This window comes from Amycolatopsis sp. NPDC051371 (genome assembly GCF_040682155.1).
Classification (GTDB): domain Bacteria; phylum Actinomycetota; class Actinomycetes; order Mycobacteriales; family Pseudonocardiaceae; genus Amycolatopsis.
The window spans coordinates 1-26,552 of record NZ_JBFBAG010000065.1 but is presented as its reverse complement, the minus strand read 5'-3'; the positions used below and the strand labels follow the sequence as shown (position 1 = coordinate 26,552).

Annotated in this window: 29 protein-coding genes; 14 read left to right on the top strand and 15 right to left on the bottom strand. The window is 72.0% G+C overall.

The genetic code is table 11. The annotated features are described in order from the left end of the window. Nucleotides 1–11: 11 nt before the first annotated feature. From AB0M59_RS47660 to AB0M59_RS47650, 3 genes are all read right to left on the bottom strand, one after another. Complete coding sequence (locus tag AB0M59_RS47660; protein ID WP_364629057.1) at nucleotides 12–1,781, bottom strand: MFS transporter; 1,770 nt, start codon at nucleotides 1,779–1,781, stop codon at nucleotides 12–14. A 305-nt stretch (nucleotides 1,782–2,086) separates the two neighbouring features. Continuing rightward, on the bottom strand, nucleotides 2,087–2,404 hold the full coding sequence (locus tag AB0M59_RS47655) for a hypothetical protein (protein ID WP_364629054.1): 318 nt from the start codon (nucleotides 2,402–2,404) through the stop codon (nucleotides 2,087–2,089). Nucleotides 2,405–2,553: 149 nt separating this feature from the next. Continuing rightward, the gene (locus AB0M59_RS47650; RefSeq protein WP_364629052.1) at nucleotides 2,554–3,999 is read right to left on the bottom strand and encodes a PLP-dependent aminotransferase family protein; all 1,446 of its coding nucleotides are present in this window, start codon (nucleotides 3,997–3,999) and stop codon (nucleotides 2,554–2,556) included. Between the two features lie 28 nt (nucleotides 4,000–4,027). Here AB0M59_RS47650 and AB0M59_RS47645 point away from each other — a divergent pair, with 28 nt between their 5' ends. Both AB0M59_RS47645 and AB0M59_RS47640 read left to right on the top strand, forming a co-directional pair. Further along, nucleotides 4,028–4,825: an L-histidine N(alpha)-methyltransferase gene (locus AB0M59_RS47645; RefSeq protein ID WP_364629050.1), complete on the top strand. Its 798-nt coding sequence runs from the start codon at nucleotides 4,028–4,030 to the stop codon at nucleotides 4,823–4,825. Beyond that, nucleotides 4,822–5,046 (top strand): hypothetical protein, encoded by a 225-nt coding sequence (locus AB0M59_RS47640; RefSeq protein ID WP_364629048.1) that lies wholly within the window; start codon nucleotides 4,822–4,824, stop codon nucleotides 5,044–5,046. Before AB0M59_RS47645 ends, AB0M59_RS47640 begins: the two co-directional genes overlap by 4 nt. Here the strand turns inward: AB0M59_RS47640 and AB0M59_RS47635 are convergent. Together AB0M59_RS47635 and AB0M59_RS47630 are read right to left on the bottom strand one after the other, a co-directional pair. Next, nucleotides 4,983–8,210, bottom strand: a complete 3,228-nt coding sequence (locus AB0M59_RS47635; RefSeq protein ID WP_364629045.1) for a tetratricopeptide repeat protein — start codon at nucleotides 8,208–8,210, stop codon at nucleotides 4,983–4,985. The genes AB0M59_RS47640 and AB0M59_RS47635 overlap by 64 nt on opposite strands. Before the next feature lie 241 nt (nucleotides 8,211–8,451). Further along, nucleotides 8,452–9,180, bottom strand: a complete 729-nt coding sequence (locus AB0M59_RS47630; protein ID WP_364629042.1) for an alpha/beta fold hydrolase — start codon at nucleotides 9,178–9,180, stop codon at nucleotides 8,452–8,454. 47 nt (nucleotides 9,181–9,227) lie between these two features. Between AB0M59_RS47630 and AB0M59_RS47625 the strand changes: the two genes are divergently transcribed. The 3 genes from AB0M59_RS47625 to AB0M59_RS47615 all read left to right on the top strand — a co-directional run bounded on the left by AB0M59_RS47625 (nucleotide 9,228) and on the right by AB0M59_RS47615 (nucleotide 12,232). Continuing rightward, the gene (locus AB0M59_RS47625) at nucleotides 9,228–10,490 is read left to right on the top strand and encodes a cytochrome P450 (RefSeq protein ID WP_364629040.1); all 1,263 of its coding nucleotides are present in this window, start codon (nucleotides 9,228–9,230) and stop codon (nucleotides 10,488–10,490) included. Beyond that, on the top strand, nucleotides 10,478–11,395 hold the full coding sequence (locus AB0M59_RS47620) for a LysR family transcriptional regulator (RefSeq protein ID WP_364629037.1): 918 nt from the start codon (nucleotides 10,478–10,480) through the stop codon (nucleotides 11,393–11,395). Before AB0M59_RS47625 ends, AB0M59_RS47620 begins: the two co-directional genes overlap by 13 nt. A gap of 90 nt (nucleotides 11,396–11,485) precedes the next feature. Next, a complete protein-coding gene (locus AB0M59_RS47615) occupies nucleotides 11,486–12,232 on the top strand; it encodes an SDR family oxidoreductase (protein WP_364629034.1) in 747 nt (248 codons plus the stop codon). Nucleotides 12,233–12,277: 45 nt separating this feature from the next. On the opposite strand, the gene AB0M59_RS47610 is transcribed toward AB0M59_RS47615, so the two are convergent. The 3 genes from AB0M59_RS47610 to AB0M59_RS47600 form a co-directional block, all read right to left on the bottom strand. Beyond that, a complete protein-coding gene (locus tag AB0M59_RS47610; protein ID WP_364629031.1) occupies nucleotides 12,278–13,804 on the bottom strand; it encodes a serine protease in 1,527 nt (508 codons plus the stop codon). A 68-nt stretch (nucleotides 13,805–13,872) separates the two neighbouring features. Continuing rightward, on the bottom strand, nucleotides 13,873–14,715 hold the full coding sequence (locus AB0M59_RS47605) for a carbon-nitrogen hydrolase family protein (RefSeq protein WP_364629028.1): 843 nt from the start codon (nucleotides 14,713–14,715) through the stop codon (nucleotides 13,873–13,875). Further along, nucleotides 14,682–15,476, bottom strand: coding sequence for a DUF1295 domain-containing protein (locus AB0M59_RS47600; protein ID WP_364629024.1), 795 nt, complete (start codon nucleotides 15,474–15,476; stop codon nucleotides 14,682–14,684). Before AB0M59_RS47600 ends, AB0M59_RS47605 begins: the two co-directional genes overlap by 34 nt. Before the next feature lie 30 nt (nucleotides 15,477–15,506). On the opposite strand from AB0M59_RS47600, the gene AB0M59_RS47595 reads away from it, so the two are divergent. Further along, nucleotides 15,507–15,998, top strand: coding sequence for an emopamil-binding family protein (locus tag AB0M59_RS47595; RefSeq protein WP_364629022.1), 492 nt, complete (start codon nucleotides 15,507–15,509; stop codon nucleotides 15,996–15,998). An 11-nt stretch (nucleotides 15,999–16,009) separates the two neighbouring features. Further along, nucleotides 16,010–17,221 carry a threonine synthase gene (locus AB0M59_RS47590; RefSeq protein ID WP_364629019.1) on the top strand — a complete coding sequence of 404 codons (1,212 nt, stop codon included), beginning with the start codon at nucleotides 16,010–16,012 and terminating at the stop codon, nucleotides 17,219–17,221. Between the two features lie 11 nt (nucleotides 17,222–17,232). Here AB0M59_RS47590 and AB0M59_RS47585 read toward each other — a convergent pair whose 3' ends face one another. Then, a complete protein-coding gene (locus AB0M59_RS47585) occupies nucleotides 17,233–17,586 on the bottom strand; it encodes an arsenate reductase family protein (protein WP_364629016.1) in 354 nt (117 codons plus the stop codon). A gap of 53 nt (nucleotides 17,587–17,639) precedes the next feature. Between AB0M59_RS47585 and AB0M59_RS47580 the strand changes: the two genes are divergently transcribed. After that, nucleotides 17,640–18,233, top strand: a complete 594-nt coding sequence (locus AB0M59_RS47580; protein ID WP_364629014.1) for a TetR/AcrR family transcriptional regulator — start codon at nucleotides 17,640–17,642, stop codon at nucleotides 18,231–18,233. Beyond that, nucleotides 18,230–18,853, top strand: a complete 624-nt coding sequence (locus tag AB0M59_RS47575; RefSeq protein WP_364629011.1) for an enoyl-CoA hydratase/isomerase family protein — start codon at nucleotides 18,230–18,232, stop codon at nucleotides 18,851–18,853. Before AB0M59_RS47580 ends, AB0M59_RS47575 begins: the two co-directional genes overlap by 4 nt. A gap of 224 nt (nucleotides 18,854–19,077) precedes the next feature. On the opposite strand, the gene AB0M59_RS47570 is transcribed toward AB0M59_RS47575, so the two are convergent. Then, nucleotides 19,078–20,316: a DUF6596 domain-containing protein gene (locus AB0M59_RS47570; RefSeq protein WP_364629008.1), complete on the bottom strand. Its 1,239-nt coding sequence runs from the start codon at nucleotides 20,314–20,316 to the stop codon at nucleotides 19,078–19,080. Between the two features lie 2 nt (nucleotides 20,317–20,318). Next, a complete protein-coding gene (locus AB0M59_RS47565) occupies nucleotides 20,319–20,669 on the bottom strand; it encodes a YciI family protein (RefSeq protein ID WP_360473120.1) in 351 nt (116 codons plus the stop codon). 103 nt (nucleotides 20,670–20,772) lie between these two features. Here AB0M59_RS47565 and AB0M59_RS47560 point away from each other — a divergent pair, with 103 nt between their 5' ends. From AB0M59_RS47560 to AB0M59_RS47550, 3 genes are read left to right on the top strand one after another with little or no spacing between them, the layout of a single operon-like run. Next, complete coding sequence (locus AB0M59_RS47560; protein ID WP_364629006.1) at nucleotides 20,773–21,225, top strand: hypothetical protein; 453 nt, start codon at nucleotides 20,773–20,775, stop codon at nucleotides 21,223–21,225. Then, complete coding sequence (locus tag AB0M59_RS47555) at nucleotides 21,219–21,443, top strand: helix-turn-helix transcriptional regulator (protein WP_364629003.1); 225 nt, start codon at nucleotides 21,219–21,221, stop codon at nucleotides 21,441–21,443. The genes AB0M59_RS47560 and AB0M59_RS47555 overlap by 7 nt, the downstream gene beginning before the upstream one ends. Beyond that, entirely contained in the window at nucleotides 21,440–22,414 is a 975-nt protein-coding gene (locus AB0M59_RS47550; RefSeq protein ID WP_364629001.1) for an NAD(P)-dependent alcohol dehydrogenase, read from the top strand. Before AB0M59_RS47555 ends, AB0M59_RS47550 begins: the two co-directional genes overlap by 4 nt. Here AB0M59_RS47550 and AB0M59_RS47545 read toward each other — a convergent pair. From AB0M59_RS47545 to AB0M59_RS47535, 3 genes are all read right to left on the bottom strand, one after another. Continuing rightward, complete coding sequence (locus AB0M59_RS47545; protein WP_364628999.1) at nucleotides 22,404–23,285, bottom strand: M48 family metalloprotease; 882 nt, start codon at nucleotides 23,283–23,285, stop codon at nucleotides 22,404–22,406. The two genes, AB0M59_RS47550 and AB0M59_RS47545, sit on opposite strands and share 11 nt — an antisense overlap. Nucleotides 23,286–23,363: 78 nt before the next feature. Next, on the bottom strand, nucleotides 23,364–24,188 hold the full coding sequence (locus tag AB0M59_RS47540) for an NAD(P)H-binding protein (RefSeq protein WP_364628996.1): 825 nt from the start codon (nucleotides 24,186–24,188) through the stop codon (nucleotides 23,364–23,366). Nucleotides 24,189–24,239: 51 nt separating this feature from the next. Next, nucleotides 24,240–24,611 carry a YciI family protein gene (locus AB0M59_RS47535; RefSeq protein ID WP_364628994.1) on the bottom strand — a complete coding sequence of 124 codons (372 nt, stop codon included), beginning with the start codon at nucleotides 24,609–24,611 and terminating at the stop codon, nucleotides 24,240–24,242. Nucleotides 24,612–24,773: 162 nt separating this feature from the next. On the opposite strand from AB0M59_RS47535, the gene AB0M59_RS47530 reads away from it, so the two are divergent. Continuing rightward, nucleotides 24,774–25,856 (top strand): exo-alpha-sialidase, encoded by a 1,083-nt coding sequence (locus tag AB0M59_RS47530; RefSeq protein ID WP_364628992.1) that lies wholly within the window; start codon nucleotides 24,774–24,776, stop codon nucleotides 25,854–25,856. 2 nt (nucleotides 25,857–25,858) lie between these two features. Next, complete coding sequence (locus AB0M59_RS47525; RefSeq protein ID WP_364628990.1) at nucleotides 25,859–26,143, top strand: MoaD/ThiS family protein; 285 nt, start codon at nucleotides 25,859–25,861, stop codon at nucleotides 26,141–26,143. A 165-nt stretch (nucleotides 26,144–26,308) separates the two neighbouring features. Here the strand turns inward: AB0M59_RS47525 and AB0M59_RS47520 are convergent. Then, on the bottom strand, nucleotides 26,309–26,552 hold a 244-nt coding region (locus AB0M59_RS47520), incomplete at its 5' end, for a hypothetical protein (RefSeq protein ID WP_364628987.1).

Here is a 26,552-nt window from a genome sequence, read left to right as displayed (position 1 = left end):
CGAAACGACTGTCAGCGTTCGCTGACCGGGGCCACCAGCTCGCTCGGCCCGCTGCCCGACTCCCCGGCGACCGCCGCCAGTTCCTCGCCCACCGACTCGCAGTTCTTCGGGCGCGCGTCCTTCGTCAGCAGGGACGCCACCGCGCCGATCAGGCAGACCGCGATCGCGAAACCGAACGCCACCGCCAGACCCGACTGGAACGGGCCCGAAATCAGGTTCGGGAAGAAGCTGCGGCCCGTCAGGAACGACGCCTGGTCCGGCGGCAGCGACGAGAGCTGGCCGCCCAGGAGCTGCTGGATCGGGTTGTAGCCCAGGAACGCCGCGAACAGCACCGCCACCGCCGGCAGGTTCGCCACCTGCGACGCCGCCGCCTCGGGGACGCCGTGGGCCAGCAGGCCGTCGTGCATCGTCGCCGGGAGGCTGCTCGACAGGCCCGAGATGATCAGGCTGAAGAAGAAGCCGATCGACAGGACCATCGCCGCGTTCTGGAACGTCGTCATCATGCCCGCGCCGGAGCCGCGCGCGTCGGCCGGAAGGCTGTTCATCACCTCGGCGCGGTTGGGCGAGGAGAACATGCCCATGCCGATGCCGTTGATCAGCAGGATCGCCGCGAACGCCCAGTAGTCGAAGTTCACCGGCAGGATGATCAGCAGCAGGAACGTGATCGCCGTGATCAGCAGGCCGGTGGACGCGAGCAGGCGGCTGCCGATCCGGTCGGCGAGGATGCCCGACGTCGGCGCGGCCAGCAGGAACCCGACCGTCATCGGGAGCATGTAGATGCCCGCCCACAACGGCGTCTGCTCGAACGTGTAGCCGTGCTGCGGCAGCCAGATGCCCTGCAGCCAGATGATCAGGATGAACTGCAGCCCGCCGCGGCCGAGCGACGCGGTCAGGTTGGCGATGTTGCCCCAGGTGAACGACCGGATCTTGAACAGCGACAGCCGGAACAGCGGGTTGTCGACCTTCATCTCGATGACCACGAACCCGATCAGGACGGCGACGCCGCCGATCAGGCAGCTCAGGACCATGGGGCTGCCCCAGCCGGTCGGCGACGAGCCGTAGGGCTGGATGCCGTAGGTGATCCCGATGAGGACGGCGATCAGGCCGACGGCGAACGTGATGTTGCCCCACCAGTCCATCCGCGCGTGCTTGCGGACGCCGGTGTCGTGCAGCTTGAGGTACGCCCAGATCGTGCCGATCACGCCGAAGGGCACCGACACCAGGAAGATCAGGTTCCAGTCGACCGGCGCGAGCACGCCGCCGACGACCAGGCCGAGGAACGAACCCGCGATGGCCGCGACGCCGTTCATGCCGAGCGCGAGCCCGCGCTGGTTGGCCGGGAAGGCGTCGGTGAGGATCGCCGAGGAGTTCGCCATCAGGAAGGCGCCGCCGACACCCTGCACGATCCGCCAGCCGATCAGCCACAGCGCGGCCGCGTCACCGCCGAACCAGGTGACGGCCAGCATGATGGAAGAAACGGTGAAGACGGCGAAGCCGAGGTTGTACATCCTCGCGCGGCCGTACATGTCGCCGAGCCGGCCGAAGCTCACCACCAGCACCGCGGTGACCACGAGGAAGCCCATGATCATCCACAGCAGGTAGCTGGTGTTGGCCGGCTCGAGGGGGTTGATGCCGATGCCCTTGAAGATGTCGGGCAGCGCGATCAGCACGATCGAGGAGTTGATCGTGGCGATCAGCATGCCCAGCGTCGTGTTGGACAGCGCGATCCACTTGTACCGCGGCCCCAGTTCCGCGATCGAATACGTCCGGCGTTCCGCCACTGTGCAACCCTTCTGCTCGCAAAGTCCCTTAGCTAGGCTAAGCAAGTTGCTTGCGTATGGCAACCAAGTTCCGGAATCGCCTGGGAGAGCATGATCACACTCCGTTGACTGTCCTTTGTGGAACCTTTACTTGAGTCGGGTCGGGCGGCCGCGGGCTGGCCGGGGTGAGGTTGGTTTCGCGGGGGCGCGGGCCTGGTCGAAGGCCGGTTCGGATGTCCTGAATGACTCATTCAGGACGTCGGAGGTCCGGAATGAGTCATTGGGGACACTCGGCGGGCTGCGACGGGCCGGGGAGTTCGCGGCCGCTAGTTGGCGACGTGCCAGCGCCCCAATGCGGCATTGGGTGCGTCTGACGCACCCAATGTGGCTTTCGGTACGTCCTGCGCACCCAATGTGGCTTTCGGTACGTCCTGCGCACCCAATGTGGCGTTCGGTACGTCCTGCGCACCCAATGTGGCGTTCGGTACGTCCTGCGCACCCAATGTGGCGTTCGGTGCGTCTGACGCACCCAATGTGGCGTTCGGTGCGTCCTGCGCACCCAATGTGGCATTGGGGCGCACGCAGCCGGGCGGCCGGGCGGCCGGCGGGTGCACCCTGCCGGCGCGGCTCAGTTCCTTGAGCACGGCGTCGACCTCCGCCGCGGGGCCACCGACTTGGGGACAGTTCGAGCAGGCTGTGGATAACTCCGCTGGACCGGCCCGGAACTGTCGGTGGCTGCCGGTAACGTTGAAACCGGGGGTCCCCCACGGCCGGGGGGTACGAAAGACAACCGTCAGACCAGGAGCTTTCCCAGGGTAGCGACCCCCTCGGCGATCTCCGTCGACGTCCGCGCCGCGTACCCGAGCACCAACCCCGGTCGCCCCGGACGCTGCCGGTGCCACGACAGCGGCTGGACCTTCACCCCCTCCGCCAGCGCGGCGGCCGCCAGTGCGACGTCGTCCAGGTCCGCACCGAACGTGATCGTCAAGTGCAACCCCGCCGCCGCGCCGTGGACCACCGCAGTAGGCAGGGACTCAGCCAAAGAACGGATCATCGCGTCGCGGCGACGGCGGTGCCGGGCCCGGACCACCCTCAGCTGCCGCTCCAGTTCGCCCGTCTCCATCAGCCGGGCCAGGACCAGCTGGGCCAGCACCGGGTTGCCCAGGTCCGCGAACCGCTTCGCCGCCACCAGGTCGTCGCGGAACCGCGGGGGCGCCAGCAGCCAGCCCACCCGCAACGCCGGCGCCAGCAGCTTCGAAACGCTTCCCGTGTAACAGACCTCCGGCAGCATCGACCGGACCGCGGGCACCGGCGCGCGGTCGTAGCGGTGCTCCGCGTCGTAGTCGTCCTCCACCACGATGCCGCCCTCGGCCGCCCAGCGCATCAGGTCGCGGCGGCGCTCGCCGCCGAGCACCACCCCCATCGGGAACTGGTGGGCCGGCGTCACCAGCACCGCCGGCGCGCTCAACTCGCCGACGCGCAGGCCGTCGGCGTCCACCGGGACCGGCGGGGTCGCCAGGCCGCAGTGGTGCAGGTGCTGCCGCGCGCCCAGTGAGCTCGGGTCCTCCACGGCGATCTCGTCGACGCCGTGCTGCCGCAGCACCTCCCCCACCAGCGTCAACGCCTGCGCGACGCCGGCCACGACGATGATCTCGCCGGGGTCCACGCGGATGCCGCGGCTGCGCGCCAGCCAGTGCGACACCGCCAGCCGCATCGCCGGCGCGCCGCGGGGGTCGCCGTAGCCGAAGTGCGACGGCTCCAGTTCGTCCAGCACGGCGCGCTCCGCCCGCAGCCAGGCCGCGCGCGGGAACGCCGTCAGGTCCGGGACGCCCGGGGTGAGGTCGATGCGGGCCGGGGCCGCGCGGACCGCGTCGAACACCTCGACGTCCGGCATCGGCGTGATCACCTTCGACGGCGGCCGGAAGCGCGCGGGGGCCGGTGGGAGCACCGGCGCGGCCACGACCACCGTGCCGGCCCGGCCGCGGCCCGCCGCGTGACCGTCGTCGATCAAGCGCTGGTACGCCTCGGTGACGACACCGCGGGACACGCTCAGCTCGGCGGCCAGGACCCGCGACGCCGGCAGCCGGCCACCGATCGGGAGCCGGCCGTCGGCGACGGCGGCGCGCAGCTGCACGGCGAGCCAGTCCGCCAGCCCGCCCGGCGGCGCCTCCCGGACATCGAGCTGGAGGAAGTCGGAACCTATGGACCCCTCCGAGTGCGGGCTTTTGGCTCTGTCCATCGAGCCATTGTCGCAGCACGCTGGTCGTATGGACACCACTTACGTGCACGGGTACACCGAACCCGAGGCCCGCCGCCTCGGCGACCAGGCCGACACCCTCGCCGCGCTGCTGCACGCCGGGACGGCCTACCCCGCCGGGAGCCGCGTGCTGGAGGTCGGCTGCGGCGTCGGCGCGCAGACCGTCCACCTCGTGGCCCGCAGCCCGGACGCGCACCTCACCGCCGTCGACGTCTCCGCGGACTCACTCGACCAAGCGAGACGGAGAGTCGAGGGCGTCGAGTTCCGCCAGGCCGACCTCTTCGCCCTCGACGGCGAGTGGGACCACCTCTTCGTCTGCTTCGTGCTCGAACACCTGCCGGAGCCGGAGAAAGCGTTGGCACACTTGAAAACCCTGCTGCGGCCGGGCGGGACGATCACCGTCGTCGAAGGCGACCACGGCTCGGCGTTCTTCCACCCGCGCAGCGAGCACGCTCAGGCCGCGATCGACTGCCTCATCCGCCTGCAGGCCGACGCCGGCGGCGACGGACTGCTCGGGCGGCGCCTTTACCCGCTCCTCGCCGGCGCCGGTTTCGACGACGTCGCCGTCGAACCGCGGACGGTCTACGTCGACGCGTCGAAGCCGGACCTCGTCACCGGTTTCACCCGCGACACCTTCATCGCGATGGTCGAAGGCGTCGGCGAAACGGCCGTCGCACGGGGGCTGACCGACGAAGCCGGCTGGGCTCGCGGGATCGCCGACCTTTACCGCACCACCAGGGAATACGGGACCTTCCATTACGCGTTCTACAAGGCAACAGCCCTTCGCACTCCGGGAGGAGCGTCATGATCATCGCCGTTCTCGCCGCCCTTGTCCTGCTCGCCTGGGCGCTCGACCACGCGTACCGCCGCCGTCCGTACCCGCGCAACCGCTTGGCGGGCAGTACGAACGTCTTCGACCGGGACGTCCAGCGCCTCGAAGGCGACCTCGTCGCCGACGAACGCCACTACGCCAGGTCCGCCAGCCGGTCCCGCACCCGGATCGCGCCGGGCACGCACTCCCCGGCGTAACAGGCCAGCGAGCGTTCCCAGTGTTCGCGCGCGGTCTCCGGCTCACCGAGTCCACAGTGGACTTCGCCGAGCCCGCGGTAGGCCCGTCCCTGTTCGGGACGGCAGCCTGTTTCCTTCGCCACGGCAAGGGCTTCGCGATGGTAGCCGAGCGCGTCCGAGGACGCGCCCAGGGCCGCCGCGAGCGCGCCGAGGCTGTTGAGCACCCGGGACTCCACGCCCCGGTCACCGCATTCGCGAGCCAGGCCCAGCGCCTCTTCGAGGTGCTGGGCCGCTTCGTCGGGCCGGCCCTGCGCGAGCCGGACGTCGCCGAGGTGCTTCAGCGCGACGCTGCGGTTCATCGGGCTTCCCGTCTCCTGCGCGATTTCGAGGGCTCGTTCGAGGTGCGCCGCGGCTTCCGGGTACCGGCCGCGCGCGTGCTCGACGTCGCCGAGGATGCCCAGCGCGTACCCCTCGCTCACCCACACGCCCATGGCTCGGAAGTGCTCCAGTCCTTCCTCCAGCGCACGGACCGCTTCGTCGTGGCGGCCCAGCGCCGACAGCGCGTCGCCCGTGTTGACCAGGGCGTAGCCCTCGCTCGTGCGGTCGGCGGTGTCGCGGGCGAGGGTGCGCGCTTCTTCGAGGTAGCCGAGCGCTTCGCCGTACCGGCCGATGCCGCGGCAGGAGCAGCCGAGCACCACCAGCACCAGGCCTTCGCTGGTGCGGTCGCCGGCCTTGCGGGCCAGGGCCAGGGCTTCGGTCGAGTACGTGATCGCCTCGGCGAACCGGCCCAGCGCCCGGCAGACCAGGCCGAGGGTGTTGACCGCGTGGATCTCGGTGCGCCGGTCGCCGGTCTCGCGGGCGAGGACGAGCGCCTCCTCCAGGTACCGGCGCGCTTCCCGCGACCGGCCGACGCGCCAGTGGCCGAGCGCGATCAGGATGAGCGGCTCCGCCTCGGCCACCCGATCGCCGGCGTCGTGGGCCAGCGCGGACGCGTGCGAGTGCAGCACCAGCGATTCCTCGTGGTAGCCACCGACGTCCAGGTAGTGCCACAGGATCCCGGACAGCAGCCGCAGGTGGTCGGCCCAGCCGTGCCGGGTCGCGTGCGCGGCGACGGCCAACAGGTTGTGACGCTCCGCCTCCAGCCACGCCGGCGCGTCGATCACCTTGACGTCGGGGTCGGGCACGTGCGGGCGCAGGTGGCGTTCCTGGGGTAGGACGGCGTCCATGGCCTGCGCGGCCGACCGGACGTAGAAGTCGAACAGCCGCTCCTGCGCGTCGCGGCTCTCGGCTTCGTCCCGCGCGGCGAGCTCGGTGGCGTAGACGCGCAGCAGGTCGTGCTGCTGGACGCGGTCGTCGCCGGTCTCCTGCGCGAGGTGGGCGCGGACCAGCGTCGCTGTCAGCCGGTCCGCCTCCGGCAGGGCGACGCCGGCGAGCGCGGCGATCGCGGCGGGGGTCAGGTCGCGGCCCGGGTGCAGGCCGCAGAGCCGGAACACGCGCGCGGCGTCGGGCGCCAGGTGCCGGTAGGACCACGAGAAGACGGCGCGGACCGCGGTCAGCGGGTCGCCGCCGCCGTCGAGCAGGTCGAGCCGGCGCCGTTCGTCGGCCAGCTCGTCCGCGAGGGCGGCGAGCCGCTCGCCCGGCCGGCTCAGCGCCAGCTCCGCGACCAGCCGCAGCGCCAGCGGCAGCCGGGCCGAATACCCGATCAGCGCCTCGGCGGCGGCCGGCTCGTCGTCGACGCGCGCGCCGAGCAGCGTCCGCAGCAGGTCGAGCGCTTCGGCCTCGGTCAGCAGGTCGACGAGCACGCGGCGGGCGCCGTGCCGTGCCACCAGCCCGGGCAGCGCGTCCCGGCTGGTCACCAGGACCAGGCACGACGCCGTGCCGGGCAGCAGCGGGCGGACCTGCCCGACCGAGCCGGCGTTGTCCAGCAGCAGCACCATCCGCCGGCCGGTGAGCGCGGTGCGGAACTTCGCGGCGCGCTCCTCAGGCTCGGCGGGGATGTCCGCGCCGGCGACGCCGAGGGCGCGCAGGAACCCGGACAGCGCGTCGCCCGGCTCGACCGGCCGGACCGTGCCGTAGCCGTGCAGGTCCAGGTAGAGCTGACCGTCCGGGAACTCCCCGAGGGACCGCTGGGCCCAGTGGACGGCGAGGGCGGTCTTCCCGACCCCGCCGGTGCCGGACAGGACGGCGATGCGCGCGCCGGTGCCGCCGCCGTCCCGGAGGGCGTCGAGCTCGGCCAGCTGGGCGGTGCGGCCGCGGAAGCCGGCGACGTCCGCGGGAAGCTGGGCGGGGATGCGGGCCGGGGGCTCCGGGGCGGCGAAGTCCTGGCGCAGCACCTGCCGCTGGGCCGCGCGCAGCTCGGGGCCGGGTTCGATGCCCAGCTCGCCGTCCAGCCGCCGCCGGATCTCCTCGAACACGGCGAGCGCGGCGGCCTGCCGTCCGGACGCGGCGAGCACCCGCATGAGCCGGGCGTGCGCGGACTCGTTCAGCGGTTCTTCGGCGGTGAGCACGCGCAGCTGGACCGCCGCGTCCTCGGGGTCCGCGGCCTCGGCGTACGCCATGATCGTCTTCGCGCGCCTCATCGCCAGGGCCAGCCGGGCGGGGTGCTGCCGGAGCCGTCCGACGTCGGCGAGGGCGGGCCCGCGCCAGAGCTCCAGGGCCTCGCGGTGGGCGCCCTTCGCCAGGAACGCCTCGAAGCGCAGGAGATCGAGGTCGTCCTCGCCGGCGGTCAGCCGGTAGCCGCCCTTGTCGGTGGCGATGGGGTCGGCGGGCCGCAGCGCCCGCCGCAGCCGCGCGACGTAGGTGTGGAGAAGGTCCAGACAGGACGGCGGCGACTCGTCCCAGATGACGTCGACGAGGTCCTCGCGCCGGACCGTGCGGTTCGGCTGCAGCGCCAGCATCGCCAGCAGCAGGCGCTGCTTCTCGGCGCCGATCTCGACCGGGGAATCGCCGCGCCGCACGGTGAGCGGGCCCAGGACGCCGATCCGCACGGGCTCCGGCGGTGCTTCGGCAAGCGCTTCCCGGAGCCGGCGTTCGGTCTCCGGCCGGGGCCGGCGGACGCTGCCGAGCTCGGCGTTGCGCACCGCGCGCAGGCTCAAGCCGGCGCGCTCGGCCAGCTGGGCCTGGGTGAGGCCGGCGAGCACGCGCCGCTCCCGCAGCCATCCGGCGAACGGCAGGCCTTCGTCCACAGGCGTCCTCTCCCCGCGTGCCCCGCAGCGGAACGTACCCCTCCAGGATTCCGATCGTGCCGCTTCACCTGTACCACCGAACGGCGAAGATAACCGTTTCCGCAGGTACCGAGGGTGACGACGGTCCGGGTGACGAGTACAGGCCCACGTACACCACGGTTTCCTAGGCTTTCTCGGGTCCGGTGGTGGCGAGGGGTTCGGAGCAGCCGTCGCATGGGGTACGACGGCTGCACCCGAGCCTTCAGACGCCGAAGCGCTTCAACAGGGCGCGTACGGCGGCTGGGTCCTCGACGTGGGCGTTGTGCCCGAGACCGGCGAGCGTGACCGCGTCCGGGTCCAGCGCACGCAGCTGGTCGGGACGGCTCATCGGGTCGTTCTCGCCCGCCGCCAGCACGACCGGGCACCGCGCCGCGGCGAGCAGCGCCGGCATGTCCGGTGCGCCGACGCCGAACGCGGCCGGGTCCATCGCGAGACGCCAACCTCCCTCGGTCTCGCGAAGCCCGGCCGGGTCCGCGGGCGCGATGCCGAGCAGCCCGGACACCTTCAGGTAGGCCTGTTCGGCGTCCACACGCGTCTCGAACACCCGCGACGGCTTGGCCGCGAACGTCGCCGCACGGCCCAGGTCGTCCTGGGTCCACTCGACCTTCACGCCGAGGGCGAGCACGCCCTGGACTTCGACGTCGTAGCGGCCGGAGGCCAGTTCGAGCGCGAGCACCCCGCCGAGCGAGTGCCCGGCGACGACCAGCGGCCTCCGGTCGGGCAGCGCCCGCGAGACGGCCGAGGCGAGCGTCTCGAAGCTGTAGTGCGGCAGCGGCGCGGACGGGCCGTGGCCCGGCAGGTCCGGGACCAGGACGCGCCGGTCGAGCTGCACAGAGAGGTGGGCCCACACGGTGCCGGTCGCGCCCAGGCCGTGCAGCAGGAGGACGGCCGGTTCGCCCTGGCCGCCGGTGCGCATGTTCAGCGTGTCCATCGGAGCAGCCTGCCAAAGTGTCGGTGGGCGCGGCTAGGGTCCAAGCTGTGGGGATCACCGATCCGGACACCTACGTGCGCGGTGTCCCGTACGACGAGCTGGCGCGGCTGCGGCGCGCGTCGCCGGTGGTGCGCGTCGACGACTTCTGGGCCGTGCTGCGGCACGCCGACGTGCGGCGCGTCCTGCGTGATCCCGGGGTGTTCTCCTCGCAGCTCGGCGGGACGCAGATCCGCGACCCGGCTTCCGCGGCCGACCTCGCGTACGTGCGGCGGATGATGCTCAACATGGACCCGCCGGAGCACGGCAGGCTGCGTGGGCTGCTCACCAAGGCGTTCACGCCGCGGGCCATCGCGAAGCTGACCGAGCGGATCGAGACGTCGGCGCGGGACCTCGTCGCCACCGTCGCCGAGCGGGGCGAGTGCGACTTCGCCAAGGTGGCCGCCGACCTGCCGCTGCTCACCCTCGCCGCGGTGTTCGGCGTGCCGGAGGAGGACCGGCGGTTGATGTACGACTGGAGCAGCCGGGTCATCGGCTACCAGGACGCCGAGTACGCGGTCAGCTCGACCGTCTCCGTCTCCGAGGTGAGCGACCTCGCGCGGGCCGCGCTCGCCGTCCGGCCGTCCCCCGGCCCGGACGGGTCGATGCCGGACCCGCGCACGCGCGCCGGCATGCCGGATCTCTACGCCTACGCGAACGCCCTCGGCGAGTACAAGCGCGAGCACCCGGGCGACGACGTCATGAGCAACCTGATGCGGCACGTCGGCGACGACGGCGGGCGCGTCTCGCTCGCCGAGTTCGAGAACCTCTTCTGGCTGTTTTCCGTGGCGGGCAACGAAACGCTGCGCAACGGCCTGCCCGGCGGGATGCTGGCACTGCTCTCGCACCCCGCCCAGTACCGGCGGCTGCTGGCCGACCGGTCGCTGCTGCCGTCCGCCGTCGAAGAGATGCTGCGCTGGTGGACGCCGGTGATGAACTTCCGGCGGACGGCCGCTTCCGACGTCCGGCTGTCCGATGTGGACATCCGGGCCGGGGACAAGGTGGTGGTCTGGTTCTCCGCGGCCAACCGCGACGAAAGCGTGTTCGACGACCCCGACGCGTTCGACGTCGGACGAACCCCCAACGACCACCTGACCTTCGGCCACGGCCCGCACTTCTGCCTCGGCTCGCACCTCGCTCGCGTGCAGATGCGGGCGATGTTCGGCGCCGTGCTCGATCTGCTGGGCGAAGTGTCGCTCGCCGGCGACCCGGTGCGGCTGCGGTCGAACTTCCAGAACGGCCTGAAGTCGCTGCCGATCCGGTGGGCACGCTGATGGAGATCCGCGAGCTGCGGGCGTTCGTGGCGGTCGTCGAGGCGGGCACGATGTCGAAGGCGGCACGGCAGCTGCACGTGAGCCAGCCGGCGCTCTCCCAGACGATCACCGCGCTCGAACGCCGCCTCGGCGTCCAGCTGCTGGTCCGCACCAGCACCGGCGTCCAGGTGACCGACGCCGGCACGACGCTGCTGGGCGAGTCCCGCGCGGTGCTGGCGCGCCACGACCAGGCCGTCGCCGCCATGGCCCGGCACACGAAGACCGGCGGCGGCGTGTTGCGCGTCGGCATCCCGCTCGAACTGCCGCCCGAGCTGCTGCCGTCGGCCCTCGAGCAGCTGGCGGAGGCCTGCCCGGACACGCGGGTGCAGGCCCGCCACCTGTCGTCGGTCGCCCAGGTGGCGGGCCTGCGGGCGGACGAGCTGGACGTCGGGCTGGTGCGTGAGCGCCCGGCGGGGCCGGACCTCGACGCGCTGCTCGTCGTCGAGGAGAACGTCGGCGTCCTGCTGGCGGCCGACCTGGCGGAGAAGCTGGGTTCACCGGTCCGGCTGGAGAAGCTGGCCGGGCTCGACTGGTTCGCCTTCCCCCGCGCGGGCAGCCCGGCCTGGTACGACGAGCTGGCGGCGACGCTGCGCAGCCACGGCCTCGACGTCGGCCCGGAGGTGCCGGAGGACCAGCGGCTGATCGTCGAGCTCAAGATCCCGGCGGTCAGCGCCGGCGGGGCCTACGCCTTCGCGCCGCCCGAGTGGCCGTACCCGATGCCGGACACGGTCCGCTGGCTGCCGCTGGCGGGAAACCCGATCGTGCGGCGGACCTGGGCCGTGTGGCCGGCGGCGTCGCACCGCCGCGACCTCGCGAAGTTCGTCGCCGCACTGGAAGACCATCGGCGCGGCGAATCGCGGGCATAAGCAGCGCCGAACGCGGTTTCGGAAGTCCTTGGCGGTGCTCGTCCTTGCACCCGGTGACCGGGGAAACACCTCGGTCGCGAGGAGTGAGTGATGACTGAAGGACTGTCCGGGACCACGGCCCTGGTGACCGGCGGAACCAGCGGGATCGGGCGGGCGACGGCGGTCGCGCTGGCCGGGCTCGGCGCCCACGTCGTGCTGTCCGGCCGGGACGCGGCGCGCGGGGCGGAGGTCGTCTCGCGGATCCGGGAATCCGGCGGCAAGGCCGACTTCGTCGCGGCCGACCTGACGGACGCGTCGTCGGCGCGCTCGCTGGCCGCGCGGGCCCGTGAAGTGGGTGGCCACGTCGACGTGCTGGTCAACAACGCCGGGATCTTCCCCACCGGGTCCACTTCGGACACGGCCGAGGCCGACTTCGACCGCGTTTACGAGACGAACGTGAAGGTGCCGTTCTTCCTCACCGCCGAGCTGGCACCGGAGATGGCCGCGCGCGGCCACGGTGCGATCGTCAACGTGTCCACGATGGTCGCGACGCGGGGCATGGCGGGCATGGCGCTCTACGGCTCGTCGAAGGCGGCGGTCGAGCTGATGACGAAGGCGTGGGCGGCGGAGTTCGGGCCGTCCGGGGTGCGCGTCAACGCCGTCAGCCCCGGCCCGACGCGCACCGAAGGCACGGCGGTGTTCGGCGACGGCCTGGACGAGCTCGCCGCGGCGGGCCCGGCCGGGCGGACGGCGGCGCCGGAGGAGATCGCGGCGGCGATCGCGTTCCTGGTGACGGAGGGATCGAGCTTCGTCCAGGGCGCGATCCTCCCCGTGGACGGCGGTCGCTTGGCGGTCTGAATCCAAGGGACGGCGTCACCTCCCGCGAGGTGACGCCGTCCGCGGTCATCCCCGGGTGAGCGCGCAGCCCGGGCGGGTCAGGTCCAGCTTCGACCCCTGGCCCACGCAGGCCGCGATTCCGGACACCTGCTGGCCGTAACCCCGTCCCTCGACCGAAGTCACCGACCCGTCCGCGCCCACCTCGCACGGGTTGTCGGCCGTGCACTGCTCGCCCGCGTCGTTGTGCGTGTTGTGGATGCCCACGACCGTCACGCCGTCCGGGGCCAGCAGCGCCGACCCGGACGTCCCGTGCCAGGGCGCGCAGTCCGGGCTCGTCGCGTACCGGATCGCGTTGTCCTGCTGGTAGCCGCCCTCACGCAGGTGCGGCACGACGGCCTCGGCGGTGCAGTGGAGCCGGGTGCTGGTGTAGGCCATCGCCAGTACGTCGCCCGCGCGCATCGGCGACGACGTCAGCCGGAAGACCTTGGCGGTGGACAGCTGCGCATACGTCTTGTCCAGGCGGTACAGCGCGATGTCGGTGCCGGTCATCGTCGCGTAGAGCAGGCGGTTCGCGCGCGGCGTCACCTTCGGATAGCCCTGGTGGTCGGCGATCGGCGCTTCGAAGTCCGCGGGCCGGTCCACCAGCGCGGCACCCGGCGCCGGGCGCTCGCCCTGGACGCAGTGCCCGTTCGTGAGCAGCAACGCCGGGTCATGCGGGCGGGACGTGGGCGTGCGGACCACCGAGCCGACGCAGCCGTTCAGCTCCACCGCGCCCTCGACGTCCGGGATCACGTCGTCCGGCGGCACGTGGGCGCCGCTGATGATGCCTTTGATCCAGTCGGCGTGGCGGGTGACGTCGGTGTAGAGCGTCGGCAGCTTGTCCCCGGCCGGGCCGCTGACGACGCCGGCCAGCGCCCAGCCGTCGCCGTCGCGGACCAGGGCCGGGCCGCCGGAGTCCATGTTGCCCGCGGCGACGCTGCCGTCGCGGCTGCCGACGCAGAGCTCGCCGGGCGCGGCCACCGGGCACACCGAGATCGGCTGCACGACGGTGTCGGCCTCCCGCAGCCGCGGCGGGAAGCACGCCGGATCCCCGACGTCCTCGCAGCTCATCCCCCAGCCGAGGATGCGGACCGGCGCGTTGTCCGCCGGCGTGGCCGTCGCGATCCGCAGCGGCCGCGCCTTCACCGGGGTCCGCAGGTGCATCAGCGCGAGGTCCTTGCCCCAGAACCCGCCCTCGTCGCCACTCGTCGCCAGCCGGTAGTAGTGGTCGACCTCGGCGACCTCCCCACCGGACGTCGTGTCGAGCGACCCGACCCGGACTTTCCAGCCGCGCGGGACGCCCACGCGCGCGTTGGTCGGGTTCTTGCCCGCGCAGTGGCTGGCGGTCAACACCCAGTGCGGCGCCAGGACTTCCACGCCGCACCCGTGTCCGTCGGGGCGCGGTGGCCGTGGGAACGCCGGCTGGAACGAACCCATGAACGAGTAGGCCCGCGCGGACTCGGTGCCGCCCAGGATCGCCTGCGCCGGAGCGGCGGCGACGAGGGGCGCGGTCAGCGCGAGCACGACACCGAAGAACAGAGATCGACTTCGCATGCGGCTCACCCTGGCGAGCCGATGTCCACGGAAGGCGATCACCGTGTCACAGTCCTGCGACAGCGTCCTCAGCGCAGGAAGGTGACGCCGTCGCGGGGACGCTCGTCCACGGTCAGCGCGAAGACGTCCGGGCGCGAGTAGTGCCCCGAGACGTCGAGGCTCTTGCGCGCCGCCACGACCTCCGCCAGGTCGATCTCCGCCGTGATCAGGCCTTCGGCCTCGCGCAGCGGGCCCGCCAGCACGTCTCCCAGCGGGCCGACGATCACGCTGCCGCCGCGGAACGGGTCGTCGCCTTCCGCCTCGTACGGGCAGGCCGAGATCACGAAACACCGGCCCTCGTCGGCGATGTGGCGCATCGACGCCTGCCAGACGTCGCGGTCGTCCGCCGTCGGGGCGCACCAGATCTCGACGCCCTTCGTGTACATCGCCGCGCGCAGCAGCGGCATGTGGTTCTCCCAGCAGATCGCCGCGCCCGCCAGGCCCGCCGCCGTCGGCACCGCCGGGAGCGTCGAGCCGTCGCCGCGGCCCCAGAAGAGCCGTTCCCGCTCCGTCGGGACCAGCTTCCGGTGCTTCGCCACCAGCCCGAGGTCGGGGTCGAAGAACACCGCCGTGCTGTACAGCGTGGAGCCGTCCCGCTCGATCACGCCGACGACCAGGCTCGCGCCCGTGCGCGCCGCGAGACCGGCCAGCGCGGTCGTCTCGGGCCCCGGTACCGCCACCGCCGCGCGGAAGTACTCGGGGAACGGCGTCCGGCCCGGGTACCCGCCGAGGACGGCTTCGGGGAGCACCACCAGCGAGGCACCGCGGATCTCGTTCTCGAACTCCAGGATCCGCTCCACGGCGACGCCCGTGCCGACCTGGAGCGCGGCGACGACCGTCATCCGCGGACGGCTTCGCGCTTCGGCGGCCACGGGACCACCGCGGACACCCGGCGCTGGTAGTCGGCGTACTCGGGGTACCGCGACTTCGTGATGCTCTCGGTGAACTTCGTCGACCCGACGAACAGCAGCGTGAGCAGCACCGCGCCGGCGACCGTCCACTGCGGACCGCCCGCGACGATGCCGAACGCCGCGACCGCCCACCACTGCGCCTGCTCGAAGAAGAAGTTCGGGTGCCGCGAGTAGCGGAACAGCCCTTCCTGGAGGAACCGCGTCGACGCGCGGCCCGCGTGCTTCTCCCGGTGGAACACCCACTGCTGCTGGTCGGCGACGGTCTCCCCGACGAGGAACCCGGCGAAGATCACCGCGACGACGACGTCCGCCACGCCGAACGAGCCCTGGTGGTCGAGCGCCGTCAGCGCCGGGAGCGTGATCAGCAGCAGGATCGCGTTCTGGTAGAGCGAGATGAAGAAGAAGTTGAACACCTGGAACTGCCAGGGCGCGAGCTTTTCCCGCAGCACGGCCCACCGGTAGTCCTCGCCGCCGCGGGCGTAACCACCCTTCCGGGCGAAGTTGAACGTCAGCCGGATCCCCCACAAGGTGACCAGCGCGAACATCACGTCGAGGCGCGCGTCGGCGAACCCGGCCGCGCCGGCGAAGATCGCCACGTAGGCGACCGGGACGATCGACCAGATCCGGTCGACCCAGGAGTACTCCCTGGTCAGCACGGACACCAGCCAGGTGCCGAGCGTCACTCCGGCGAAGACGTACAGGCAGACCCGCAGCGCGTCCATGCGCCCACAATAGGACCTAGGATCGACTCCATGAACCTGCCGCTGCGGGACCGGAAGATCGACGTGTTCTTCGCGGTGCTGTTCTCGGCCTTCACGGTGACGTCGCTGATCAGCGACCTGCTGCCGACGGTCGGTGTCGACTTCTCGAAGCCGTCGGACAACTTCTTCGTCAACTCGAACTACTGGTACGCCCACGACGCCGACGCGCTGTTCATGCACCCGCCGGACTGGACGCGGATCGTCACCGGGCTTTCGGCGTTCGTCTACATGCCGTTCTACGTCGTGCTGGTGTTCGCGCTCTTGACCGGCCGCAACTGGATCCAGCTGCCGTCGGTGATCTACGCGACGATGATCGTCACGCTGACCGGGGTCGTCGTGTTCGGCGTCGAGTTCTTCGGCGACCCGGCGACGCGCACCGGCAACCCGGCGAAGTTCCTCGCGTTCAACCTGCCCTACGTCCTGGTGCCGCTCCTGCTGCTGGTCCGGATGCGGCGTCCGCTGCCTTTCACCCGCCGATTCTGACCGGAGGCGCCGTGCCGTACTCGTTCCTCAGCCACCTCGAATGCTCCCGGACCGGCGAGCGCTTCGACGCCGACGCGGTCCAGGGCCTCTCGCCGTCGGGTGCGCCGCTGCTGGCGCGGTACGACCTCGACGGCGTCCGCGAAGCCGTGACGCCGAAGGAGATCTCCGGGCGCGAGCCGACGCTCTGGCGCTACCACGAGGTGCTGCCGGTGCGCTCGCCCGAGCGGGTCGTGAGCCTGGGCGAGGGCATGACGCCGTTGCTGCGCCTGCCGCGTTATGGCCGTGAGCTGGGGCTTTCGCGGCTGTGGATGAAGGACGAAGGCCTGGTCCCGACCGGCACGTTCAAGGCGCGCGGCGCCGCGGTCGGCGTGTCACGGGCGGCGGAGCTGGGCGTGGGCGGGATCGCGATGCCGACGAACGGCAACGCGGGCGCGGCGTGGGCGCTGTACGCGGCGCGCGCGGGCCTCTCGAGCCTGATCGCGATGCCGGACGACGCCCCCGCGATCACCATGCGCGAGTGCGTCGCCGCGGGCGCCGAGCTGTACCGGGTGGACGGTCTCATCGGCGACGCGGGCAAGCTCGTGGCGGCGGCGGTTCCGCGTCGTCCGGGTGTGCAGGACGTTTCGACGCTGAAGGAGCCGTACCGCATCGAGGGCAAGAAGACGATGGGGTACGAGATCGCCGAGCAGTTCGGCTGGCGGCTGCCCGACGTGATCCTCTACCCGACCGGCGGCGGGGTCGGGATCATCGGGATCTACAAGGCCTTGCTGGAAATGCTCGCGCTCGGCTGGGTTTCCGGTCCGTTGCCTCGATTGGTGGCGGTGCAGGCCACCGGGTGCGCGCCGATCGTCTCGGCGTTCTCGCAGGGCGCCCGTGAGAGCACTTCGTTCCCGAACGCGCGGACGGTCGCCTTCGGCATCACCGTGCCCAAGGCGCTGGGTGACTTCCTCGTGCTCGACGCCGTGTACGCCACCGATGGCACGGCCGTCGCCGTCACCGACGAGGAACTGCTTGCGGCGCAACGGGAACTGACCACTTTTGAGGGGACCTTCATCTGCCCGGAGGGCGGCGCGTGCTTCGCCGCGTTGCGGCACCTGCGCGAGTCTGGGTGGCTGTCCGGCGACGAGGACGTCGTGGTCTTGAACACCGGCGCCGGGATCAAGTACCCGGAGACGGTGCCCCTCGACGTCCCGCTGCTCCCTCGGGACGGTCACATTCCTTAGAGGACCGAGCCCTAAAGGACCGAGCGCACCGTTTCCGGGTCGCGGGCGACGACCGTCGTGCCGTCGTCGGCCGTGATGATCGGGCGCTGGATCAGCTTGGGGTGCTTGCTGAGAGCCTCGATCCACTTCGGCCGGTCCGCGTCGGTGCGGCCCCACGTCTTGAGGCCGAGCTCCTTCGCGACCGGCTCGGCGGTGCGCGTGATGTCCCACGGTTCGAGGCCGAGGCGCTTGAGCACGGCTTCGAGCTCCGCCACGGTCGGCGGGTCCTCGAGGTAGCGGCGCACGGTGTACCGCGCGCCGGCTTCGTCCAACAGCGACACGGCGGACCGGCACTTCGAGCACGCCGGGTTGACCCAGATCTCCACGGCGACAGCTTACCGCCCTGGTTTTGGAGCAGACGTTCTGTTACGGTCGCGGCATGCCCCGCCCCCGCGTCCACGACCTCGACGCGCTCCTCGACGTCGCCGAACGGCTGGTCGCGTCGTCGGGAGAGGTCACCGTGCGTGGCTTGGCGGCGGCCGCGGGCGTACCGAACGGGACGATCTACCACGCGTTCGGCTCACTCAGCGCGCTGCTGGCCCAGGTCTGGCTGCGGGCAGCGACCGCGTTCCTGGACCTGCAGACCTCGTTCGTGGACTCCGCTGCCACCCCTGTCGACGCTGTCGTCGCGGCGGCCGACACGCCGGCCGCATTCGCTTCGGTGCGTCCCGACGGGGCGCGAATGCTGCTGCGCGTCAAGGCGGACCGGCTGTTCGGGCCCGAGTTGCCCGACGAGCTGGCCGACGCCCTGCACGCGCTGGACAAACGCCTGGTGGCGCTGCTCGTGCGGCTCGCGCGTCAGGTGTGGGACCGCGGCGACGGCCTGGCCGTCGAGGTGATCACCACCTGCGTCGTCGACCTGCCGACCGCGTTCTTCCGGCGCGACATCACCGATCCCCTGGTGCGGGAGCGGCTGGCCGCCGCCGTGCGAGCCGTGCTGACCGTGCCCCCTCGAGAAAAGGACCGACCGTGACTGTCTCCGTGTTCGATTTGGGCGACGACGAGAACCGCTTCTCGCCGGACTGGCTGCAGCGCGCGCATTCCTTTTTGGACGGTGTCTCCGATGCACTGGTGACCACCGGCGGCGGGAAGTTCTACTCGAACGGCCTCGACCTCGACTGGCTCATGGCCAACGGGGACCAGGCAGCGAAGTACGTCGCCGAGGTGCAGGAGCTGTTCGCACGCGTGCTGACGCTGCCGGTCCCGACGGTCGCGGCGGTCAACGGCCACGCGTTCGGCGCGGGCGCGATGCTGGCGATGGCCCACGACTTCCGCGTGATGCGAAGCGATCGCGGGTACTTCTGCTTCCCGGAGGCGGACATCAACATCCCGTTCACGCCGGGAATGGCGGGGCTGATCCAGGCCAAGCTGACGCCGGCGGCGGCGATCGCGTCGATGACAACGGGACGCCGGTTCGGCGGCTCCGAAGCTTTGGCGGTGGGTCTCGTGGACGAGATCGCGGCCGAGGGTGACGTGGTGAAGATGGCTTCCGAGCGGGTCGAGGCGTTGGCGGGCAAGGACCGCGGCACACTGGGCGCGATCAAGGCGACGATGTTCGCCCCGGCGGTGGCGGCACTGCGCACCCCTGCGTAGACCGCGACGATCGCGCGTGGTGTCGATGCGCGGTGTATGCCTCCGGCCCCCGGTATCCAGCTTACCGGCGGCCACCGACAGTTCCGGGCGATCGCGCGCCGGGTCGATTCCAGGCCCGCGAGCGTCGCGAATGACTCATTCGCGACCTCCGACGCCGCCAATGACTGATTCGCGACCTTCCGGGGGCCGCCGCTACCCCGGCTCGAAAGCCGTGAAGGAGGCCTTCACGGCTTTGCGCAGGCAGCAAGACGGCGGCGCAGGTGGGCCCGCTCGGGTTCCGTCCCCGCCAAGGCCAAGGCCGCACGGTAGGCCGCCGAAGCCTCGGCGGCCCGGCCCAAGCGGGCGAGGAGGTCACCCCGCGCCGCGGGAAACGGGCTGTACTCCCGCAACCGTGGCTCCTCCGCCAGCGCGTCGAGCAGCGCGAGACCCGCCGCCGGGCCGTCCCTCATCGCCACCGCCACCGAGCGGTTCAGCTCCACCACCGGGGACGGCGCCAGCCCGCGCAGCACGTCGTACAACCCCACGATCTGCGGCCAGTCCGTGCCCGCCACGTCCGCGGCCTCGTCGTGCAGGGCCGCGATCGCCGCCTGGACGCCGTACAGGCCCGGTGGTCCGCCCGTCAGGGCGACGTCGACCAGCGAAGTCCCCTCCGCGATCATCGCGCGGTCCCAGCGGCCGCGGTCCTGGTCGTCGAGCAGCACCAGGTCGCCGTCCGGGCCTGTGCGGGCGTCGCGGCGCGCGTGGATCAGGAGCATCAGCGCCAGCAGCCCCGCGACCTCCCGCTCCCCCGGCAGCAGCCGGCGCAGGATGCGGGCCAGCCGGATCGCCTCTTCCGCCAGGTCGAGCCGCTGCAGAGCCGGGCCCGAACTGGCCGCGTACCCCTCGGTGAAGATCGAGTAGACGACCTGGAGCACTCCCGGCAGCCGCCCCGGCAGCTCGGCGGCGTCCGGCACCCGGAACGGGATGCGGGCCGCGCGGATCCGGTTCTTCGCCCGCACGATCCGCTTGCCCATCGTCGCGCTGGGCACCAGGAACGCGCGCGCCACCTCCGGCGTCGTCAGGCCGGCCAGGCAGCGCAGGGTCAGCGCCGTGCGGTCCTCGGCGGGCAACGCCGGGTGGGCGCAGGTGAAGAACAGCTGGAGCCGTTCGTCCGGCAGGCCGCCGTCGGCGAGCGGGGCGGGCGCCGCGCGGTCGGCCTCGACCTGCAGCACCGCGAGCCGGGCCGCGTAGGCCTGGTCGCGGCGCAGCCGGTCGACGGCCTTGCGCCGCGCCGTCGTCATCAGCCAGGCACCCGGCTTCGGCGGCACGCCTTCGGCAGGCCAGTGCACCAGCGCGGCCTCGATCGCCTCCGACGTCACCTCCTCGGCCAGGTCGAGGTCGCCGAACCGGCGGACGAGCGCGGCGAGCAACAGCCCGCGCTCCTCCCGGAAAACAGCCTCGACCGACGCCCGCCCCTCCACCACCGTCAGTCCCCGTAGGAAGCGAGCGGCCGGACCACGATGTGCCCGCCGTCGCGGGCGCCCGGGCAGCGCGCCGCCCAGTCGAGCGCGACGTCGAAGTCCGGCACGTCGACGACGAAGTAGCCGCCGAGCACCTCCCGCGACTCCGCGAACGGCCCATCGGTGACGATCCGCTCGCCACTCTCGTCGACGCGGACCGCGGCGGCGGTGGTGAAGTCGGCGAGCGAGTTCCCGCCGACGTGGACGCCGGCGTCTTTCATGGCCTTGTCGAACAGCATCCAGTCCTCGGGCGTGCTGCAGCCGGTGGGCGCGCCGTCCGCGTCGAGCGAGGCGTTGATCAGCATCAGGTACTTCACGGGATTCCTCCGGTGGCTCGGTTGCCGTACGCCAGCACTACGAACGGCCCGCGACGTCTTGGACACCCTCGCCCGGCATTTTCTCATGTCAAGAAACTTTGACATGGTGTCTGGTTTGTTTTACCTTGAGCTGGTGACCCACGAAGAGAAGCGCGCCTGGATCCTCGGGATAGCCGCGATAGCGAGTTACGCGGTGTATCTGGTGGTGATCCTCGGCAGGGCCGGCGAGCGCCCGCTGGCCGAAGTCCCCTACGTCGCGACCCTGCTCTGGACGGTCGGCGCGTCCATCGTCGCCACGATCGTCGCGAGCATCCTCGCCGCGATGGTCTCGAAGGACGGTGGGAAGGACCAGCGCGACCGCGAGATCGGCCGGTTCGGCGAGTACGTCGGCCACTCGTTCGTCGTCATCGGCGCCGTCGCGGCGCTGCTGCTGGCCATGGCCGAGGCGCCGCACTTCTGGATCGCCAATGCCGTCTACCTGGCCTTCACGCTCTCGGCGATCCTCGGGTCGGTCGCCCGGATCTTCGCCTATCGCCGGGGCTTCCAGCCGTGGTGAAACCGACCCGCGTCACCAACTCGCTCCGCGCCCTCCGGTTCGCGCACGGCCAGATGACCCAGGCCGACCTCGCCGGCCGGATCGGCGTCACCCGCCAGACCGTCATCGCGATCGAGCAGGGCCGCTATTCGCCCTCGCTCGAGATGGCGTTCCAGCTCGCGCACGTGTTCGGAGTCCCGCTCGAAGAAGTGTTCCAGTACCCGGAGGAGTCACCATGAAAGCGATCGTCCATGACCGCTACGGCAGCCCGGACGTCCTCGAGTTCCGCGACGCCGAAAGACCGTCGCCCGGCGACGGCGAGGTCCTCGTGCGCGTGCACGCGGCCGGCGTCGACCCGGGCGTGTGGCACCTGACCACCGGGCACCCGTACCTGCTGCGCCTGCTGGGTTTCGGGCTGCGCCGGCCGAAGCTGCCGGTGCGGGGCCTCGACTTCGCCGGGACGGTCGAGGAGGTCGGCGACGGCGTCTCGCGAGTCCGGCCGGGTGACGAGGTGTTCGGCGTCTGCGAAGGCGCGTTCGCCGAGTACGCCGTCGCGAAGCAGGACCTCGTCGCGGCGAAACCCGCCCGCCTTTCCTTCGAGCAAGCGGCGGCCGTCCTGGTTTCCGGCGGCACCGCCCTGCAGGCCGTGCGCGACGTGGGCCGCGTCCGGCCCGGGCAACGTGTCCTGGTCATCGGGGCGGCGGGCGGTGTCGGCACCTTCGCGGTCCAGCTGGCCAAGGCGTTCGGCGCGGACGTCACGGGAGTCTGCAGCACCGCCAAGACGGACCTGGTCCGCACGCTCGGCGCCGAACACGTCGTCGACTACACCCGCGAAGACGTCCCGGCGCAGCGGTACGACTTGATCGTCGACACCGCGGGCCTGCGCTCGCTGACCGCCCTGCGCCGGGCGCTGACCCCGCGCGGCACGCTCGTGATCGTCGGCGGCGAGAACGGCGGCAAGTGGCTCGGCGGCATCCAGCGGGTGTTCCGGGCCGCGCTGCTCAACCCGTTCGTCCGGCACCGGTTGCGCGGGCTCGTCTCCCGCGTGCGCGGAGCGGACCTCCACGACCTGCGGGACCTGATCGAGGCCGGGCAGCTCACGCCGGCGCTCGACCGGACGTACCCCCTCGCCGACGCCGCCGCCGCGATCGGCCACCTCCACGCGGGACGCGCGGCGGGCAAGGTCGTGCTCACCGTGCTCACAACCTGACGCCGAGGTCCTTCAGCCGCTTGACCCGGTCGATGTGGGCGGGGTGCCCGGCCATCAGCCGGGACCACAGCCGGCGCTCGTCGCCGCGGTCCCGCAGGTTCCACGCCTTGAGCAGCAGCACCAGCTCCCGGCCGTACCCCAGCCGCGCCGCCATCCGGTCGGCCCGGTACTCGCCGAGCCGCTTCGACCAGGCGAGCACCGGGCCGAGCAGCGGCGTCAGCAGCAGCCACGGGTCGAGGAACGCGAGTGCGGTGAGGACGCCCAGGCTGAGCAGCACCGTGACCAGCACTTCGGCCGACCGGCCGAAGGAGCGGAACACGCGGCCGACGTGCGGCACGACCCAGGCGATCAGCCGGACCAGGCGGGACAGCACCCGGGCCGGCAGCTCGAGCCAGTGGACCAGCAGCGTGGCCCGCGTGTGCCCGGACAGGTGGTGGCCCAGCTCGTGGGCGAGGATCGCTTCCAGCCCGGGACGCTCGAGGTCGAGGGCGGCCCGGGTCACCGCGACGGTCCGGCCCCCGGCGGCGAAGGCGTTGAGCTCGCGCGACGGCTCGACCCACAACCGGTAGCGGCCGCCGTCGACCCCCGCCGCGTCGCAGACGGCGGCCCAGCTCGGCGTGAGCCACGTCAGCTCACGTTGGCTGGGTTCGCGCATCTTGAGCAGCACGGACAGCACGAGGTGCTCGTAGACGGGGACGAACGTGATCGCGCCGGCCAGCGCCCAGCCGGCCGGCGGCACCCAGAAGTACGCCGGCCAGACCAGCTTCCCGAGCAGGCCCAGCACCAGCAGGCTGCTGGCGACCACCGGGACGGCGAGCACCACCCCCAGGACCGCGGAAAGATCCACCCGCGCCCGCTCCTTATCGCTCACGCTCCCCCTCCCGGCCGGGTCCACCTTGGCGTGACACCCGGCGGAGCACAACGGCCCGCCGGAACTGTCCGGGAGCTGTCAGGAAAACGCGTTCGCGTGCGCCTCGGCCCAGTCGGTGAACGTGCGGGCGGGCCGGCCCGTCACCTCGGCCACCGTCGGGTACACCGTCGCTTCGTCCAGCGTCCTGCCGACGTAGAAGTCCCAGAACGCTTCGACGTACTCTCGCGGCATGCTCGCCTCCAGCTCGGCGCGCGTCTCGTCGTCCGTCAGCCCGACGAACTCGAGCTTCCGGCCGAGCACCTCGGCCAGCACCGCGACCTGGTCGGCGGGCCGCAGCGCCACCGGGCCGGTCAGCTCGTGGATCTGCCCTTCGTGACCGCCGACGAGCGCCCGCGCCGCCACCGCGGCGATGTCCGCCGGGTCGATGGACGCGGCCGCGACGTGCGGGAACTGCGCGCGGACCGTGTCGCCTTCGCGTAGCTGCGGGAGCCAGCGCAGCGCGTTCGCCATGAACGCGCGCGGGCGCAGGAACGTCCAGTCCAGCCCCGACTCGCGGACCGCGCGTTCGGCGAGGGTCATGTACGCCGAGACCGCGTTGTCCAGGTTTTCCAGCGCCGCCGAGCCACCGGACAGCAGCACGATCCGGCGAACGCCCGCGTCACGCGCCTTCGCCAACATGCCGGGCATGTCCTGATAGCCCGGCAACAGGAAGACCCCGTCGACGCCCTCAAGCGCGTCGTCCAGACCGGCGGGATCGTTGAGATCGCCTACGACGGCCTCGGCGCCGTCCGGCAGCACGGCGTCCGGCCGGCGCACCAGCGCCCGGACCGGCTCACCCGCTTTCGCCAGTGCCGCAACCACTTCCGCGCCGACGTTGCCGGTGGCGCCGGTGACCAGGAACATCGCTCTACCCCCAGAGTCGGTTCCCGGCCAGCCTAGCGCCACCGGCGGCCGTCAGTCCTGCGCCGGCAGGTCGTCGAACTCGACGACCTGGCGCACCTCGACCTCGATCTCGAGGTCGAACAGCTCGGCGTACTCCTTGGCGAACTCGACCGCCTCGGCCTGGTCGGCGGCGTTGATCAGCGCGAACCCGCCGATGACCTCCTTCGCCTCGGCGAAGGGCCCGTCGGTGACGCGGATCGCCGCGCCGCGCGGCTTGCGGACCAGCGCACCCTTGTCCGACTTGTGGACGCCCTCGGCGGTGATCAGGATGCCCTTCTCGGCCGACTCCTGGATGAACCCGCCCATCTTCTGCATGAACTCCGGGCTGGGGTTCCACGCCTGCGGGTCGTTCTCGTCGACCCGGTGCATCATGAGGAAACGCATGGTCGTTCTCCCTGTTCTCGTCGGCCGGGGCCCGGGTCCTCCCGGGCTCGTCGACCGGCCTTCACCCCCGCGTCGATCGGCCGCTCGCGGCGTTCGACATTTTGCTCCGGAGATTTTTCCGGGAGAGTACTGTGACGCGGGTCACTGGGAGGAAGGTGCTCGATGTCCGTTCTGCTCGCGATCGGTACGCGCAAGGGTCTGTGGCTGGCGACCAGCCCGGACGGCCGCACGAGCTGGGAGGTGACCGGCCCCCACCACCCGATGACCGAGGTGTACGCGGTCGGCATCGACACGCGCCGGTCGGCGCCGCGGCTGCTCGCCGGGGTCACCAGCGAGCACTTCGGGCCGAGCGTCGCCACCAGCGACGACCTGGGCGCCACCTGGCAGGAGCCCGACCACGCCCCCATCGCGTTCCCGCCGGACACCGCCGAATCCCTCGTCCGCGCTTGGCAGCTCGTGCCCGGGCCGGCGAGCGAGCCGGACGTCGTCTACGCCGGCACCGAGCCGTCCGCGCTGTTCCGGTCGGCCGACGGCGGCCGCACCTTCGAGCTGGTCCGCGGCCTGTGGGACCACCCGCACCGCGAGCACTGGACGCCCGGGGGCGGCGGCAAGGCGATCCACACGGTGCTCCCGGACCCGGTCGAGCCGGGCCGCGTCACCGTGGCGATGTCGACCGGCGGCGTCTACCGCACCGAAGACGGCGGCGCGTCCTGGCACGCCAGCAACACCGGCATCAAGGCGGTGCACGTGCCCGACCCGTACCCCGAGTACGGCCACTGCGTGCACAAGGTCGCGATGCACCCGAGCGCGCCGGACCGGTTCTTCGCGCAGGTGCACCACGGCGTCTACCGCAGCGACGACGCCGGGGCGAGCTGGCAGTCCATCGCCGACGGCCTGCCCAGCGACTTCGGCTTCCCGATGGTCGTCCACCCGCACCGGCCCGAGGTGATCTACACGTTCCCGCTGACCGCCGACGCCATGCGCTTCCCGCCCGAAGGCCGGTGCCGGGTCTACCGCAGCGAGGACGCCGGGAAGTCGTGGGAGGCCGTGGGTTCCGGTCTGCCGGACGGCTACTGGGCCGGCGTGATGCGCGACGCGATGTGCGCCGACGACGCCGACCCGGCCGGGATCTACTTCGGCTCGCGGACCGGCGACGTCTACGCCAGCCGGGACGACGGCGACAGCTGGGAGCTGGTCGTCTCGCACCTGCCGGACGTGCTGAGCGTCCGCGCCGCGACGGTGTGACCGTGCGGATCACCGTGCTGGTACCCGGAACCCTGCGGGAGAAAGCCGGCGGCGAGTCCCGCCTCGAGGTCGAGATCGGCGAGCCGGCCACGCTGGGCGCCCTGCTCGACGTGCTCGCGCAGCGGTACCCGGCGCTGGAGCGGCGGTTGCGCGACGAGCAGGCGGGGCTGCGCCGCTACGTCAACTTCTACGTCGACGGCGAGGAGTGCCGCCACCGCGGCGGCCCATCGGCGGCGTTGCGCGACCGCGGCGAGGTGCAGATCATCCCGTCGGTCGCCGGAGGTTGACGGGGCCGCCCTGCACCTCGGCGACCGCGTCGCCGGCCGTTTCCCCGGGGCGCGCGAGGGTTCCGGCCAAGGTGTCGTCTGCCGGCCGGTCGAGGCCCGCCATCGCTCGGCTGGCCGAGTCGCAGGAAGACTTGCGGGTGGGCTTGGGCTTGATCCGATCTAGTTTTACAGATACGGCTTCGCCGGGGCGTAGGAAATCGGCGCTTCGTGTTGTTGCCTTCCGCTCGGTGCGAGAGCGCCGATTCCCCACGCAACGATGCCCCTGCCGCGTCTGCCGTGTTCCACCTGATCGAGTGATGAACGCGCGTTCGGATGCCGGTAATCTTGGTGTGTGGACAGCGAAACGGTGTGGAAAGCAGATGCGGTGGCCCTGGCCGACCGCATCTCCACCCTGCTCACCGTCGCGCGG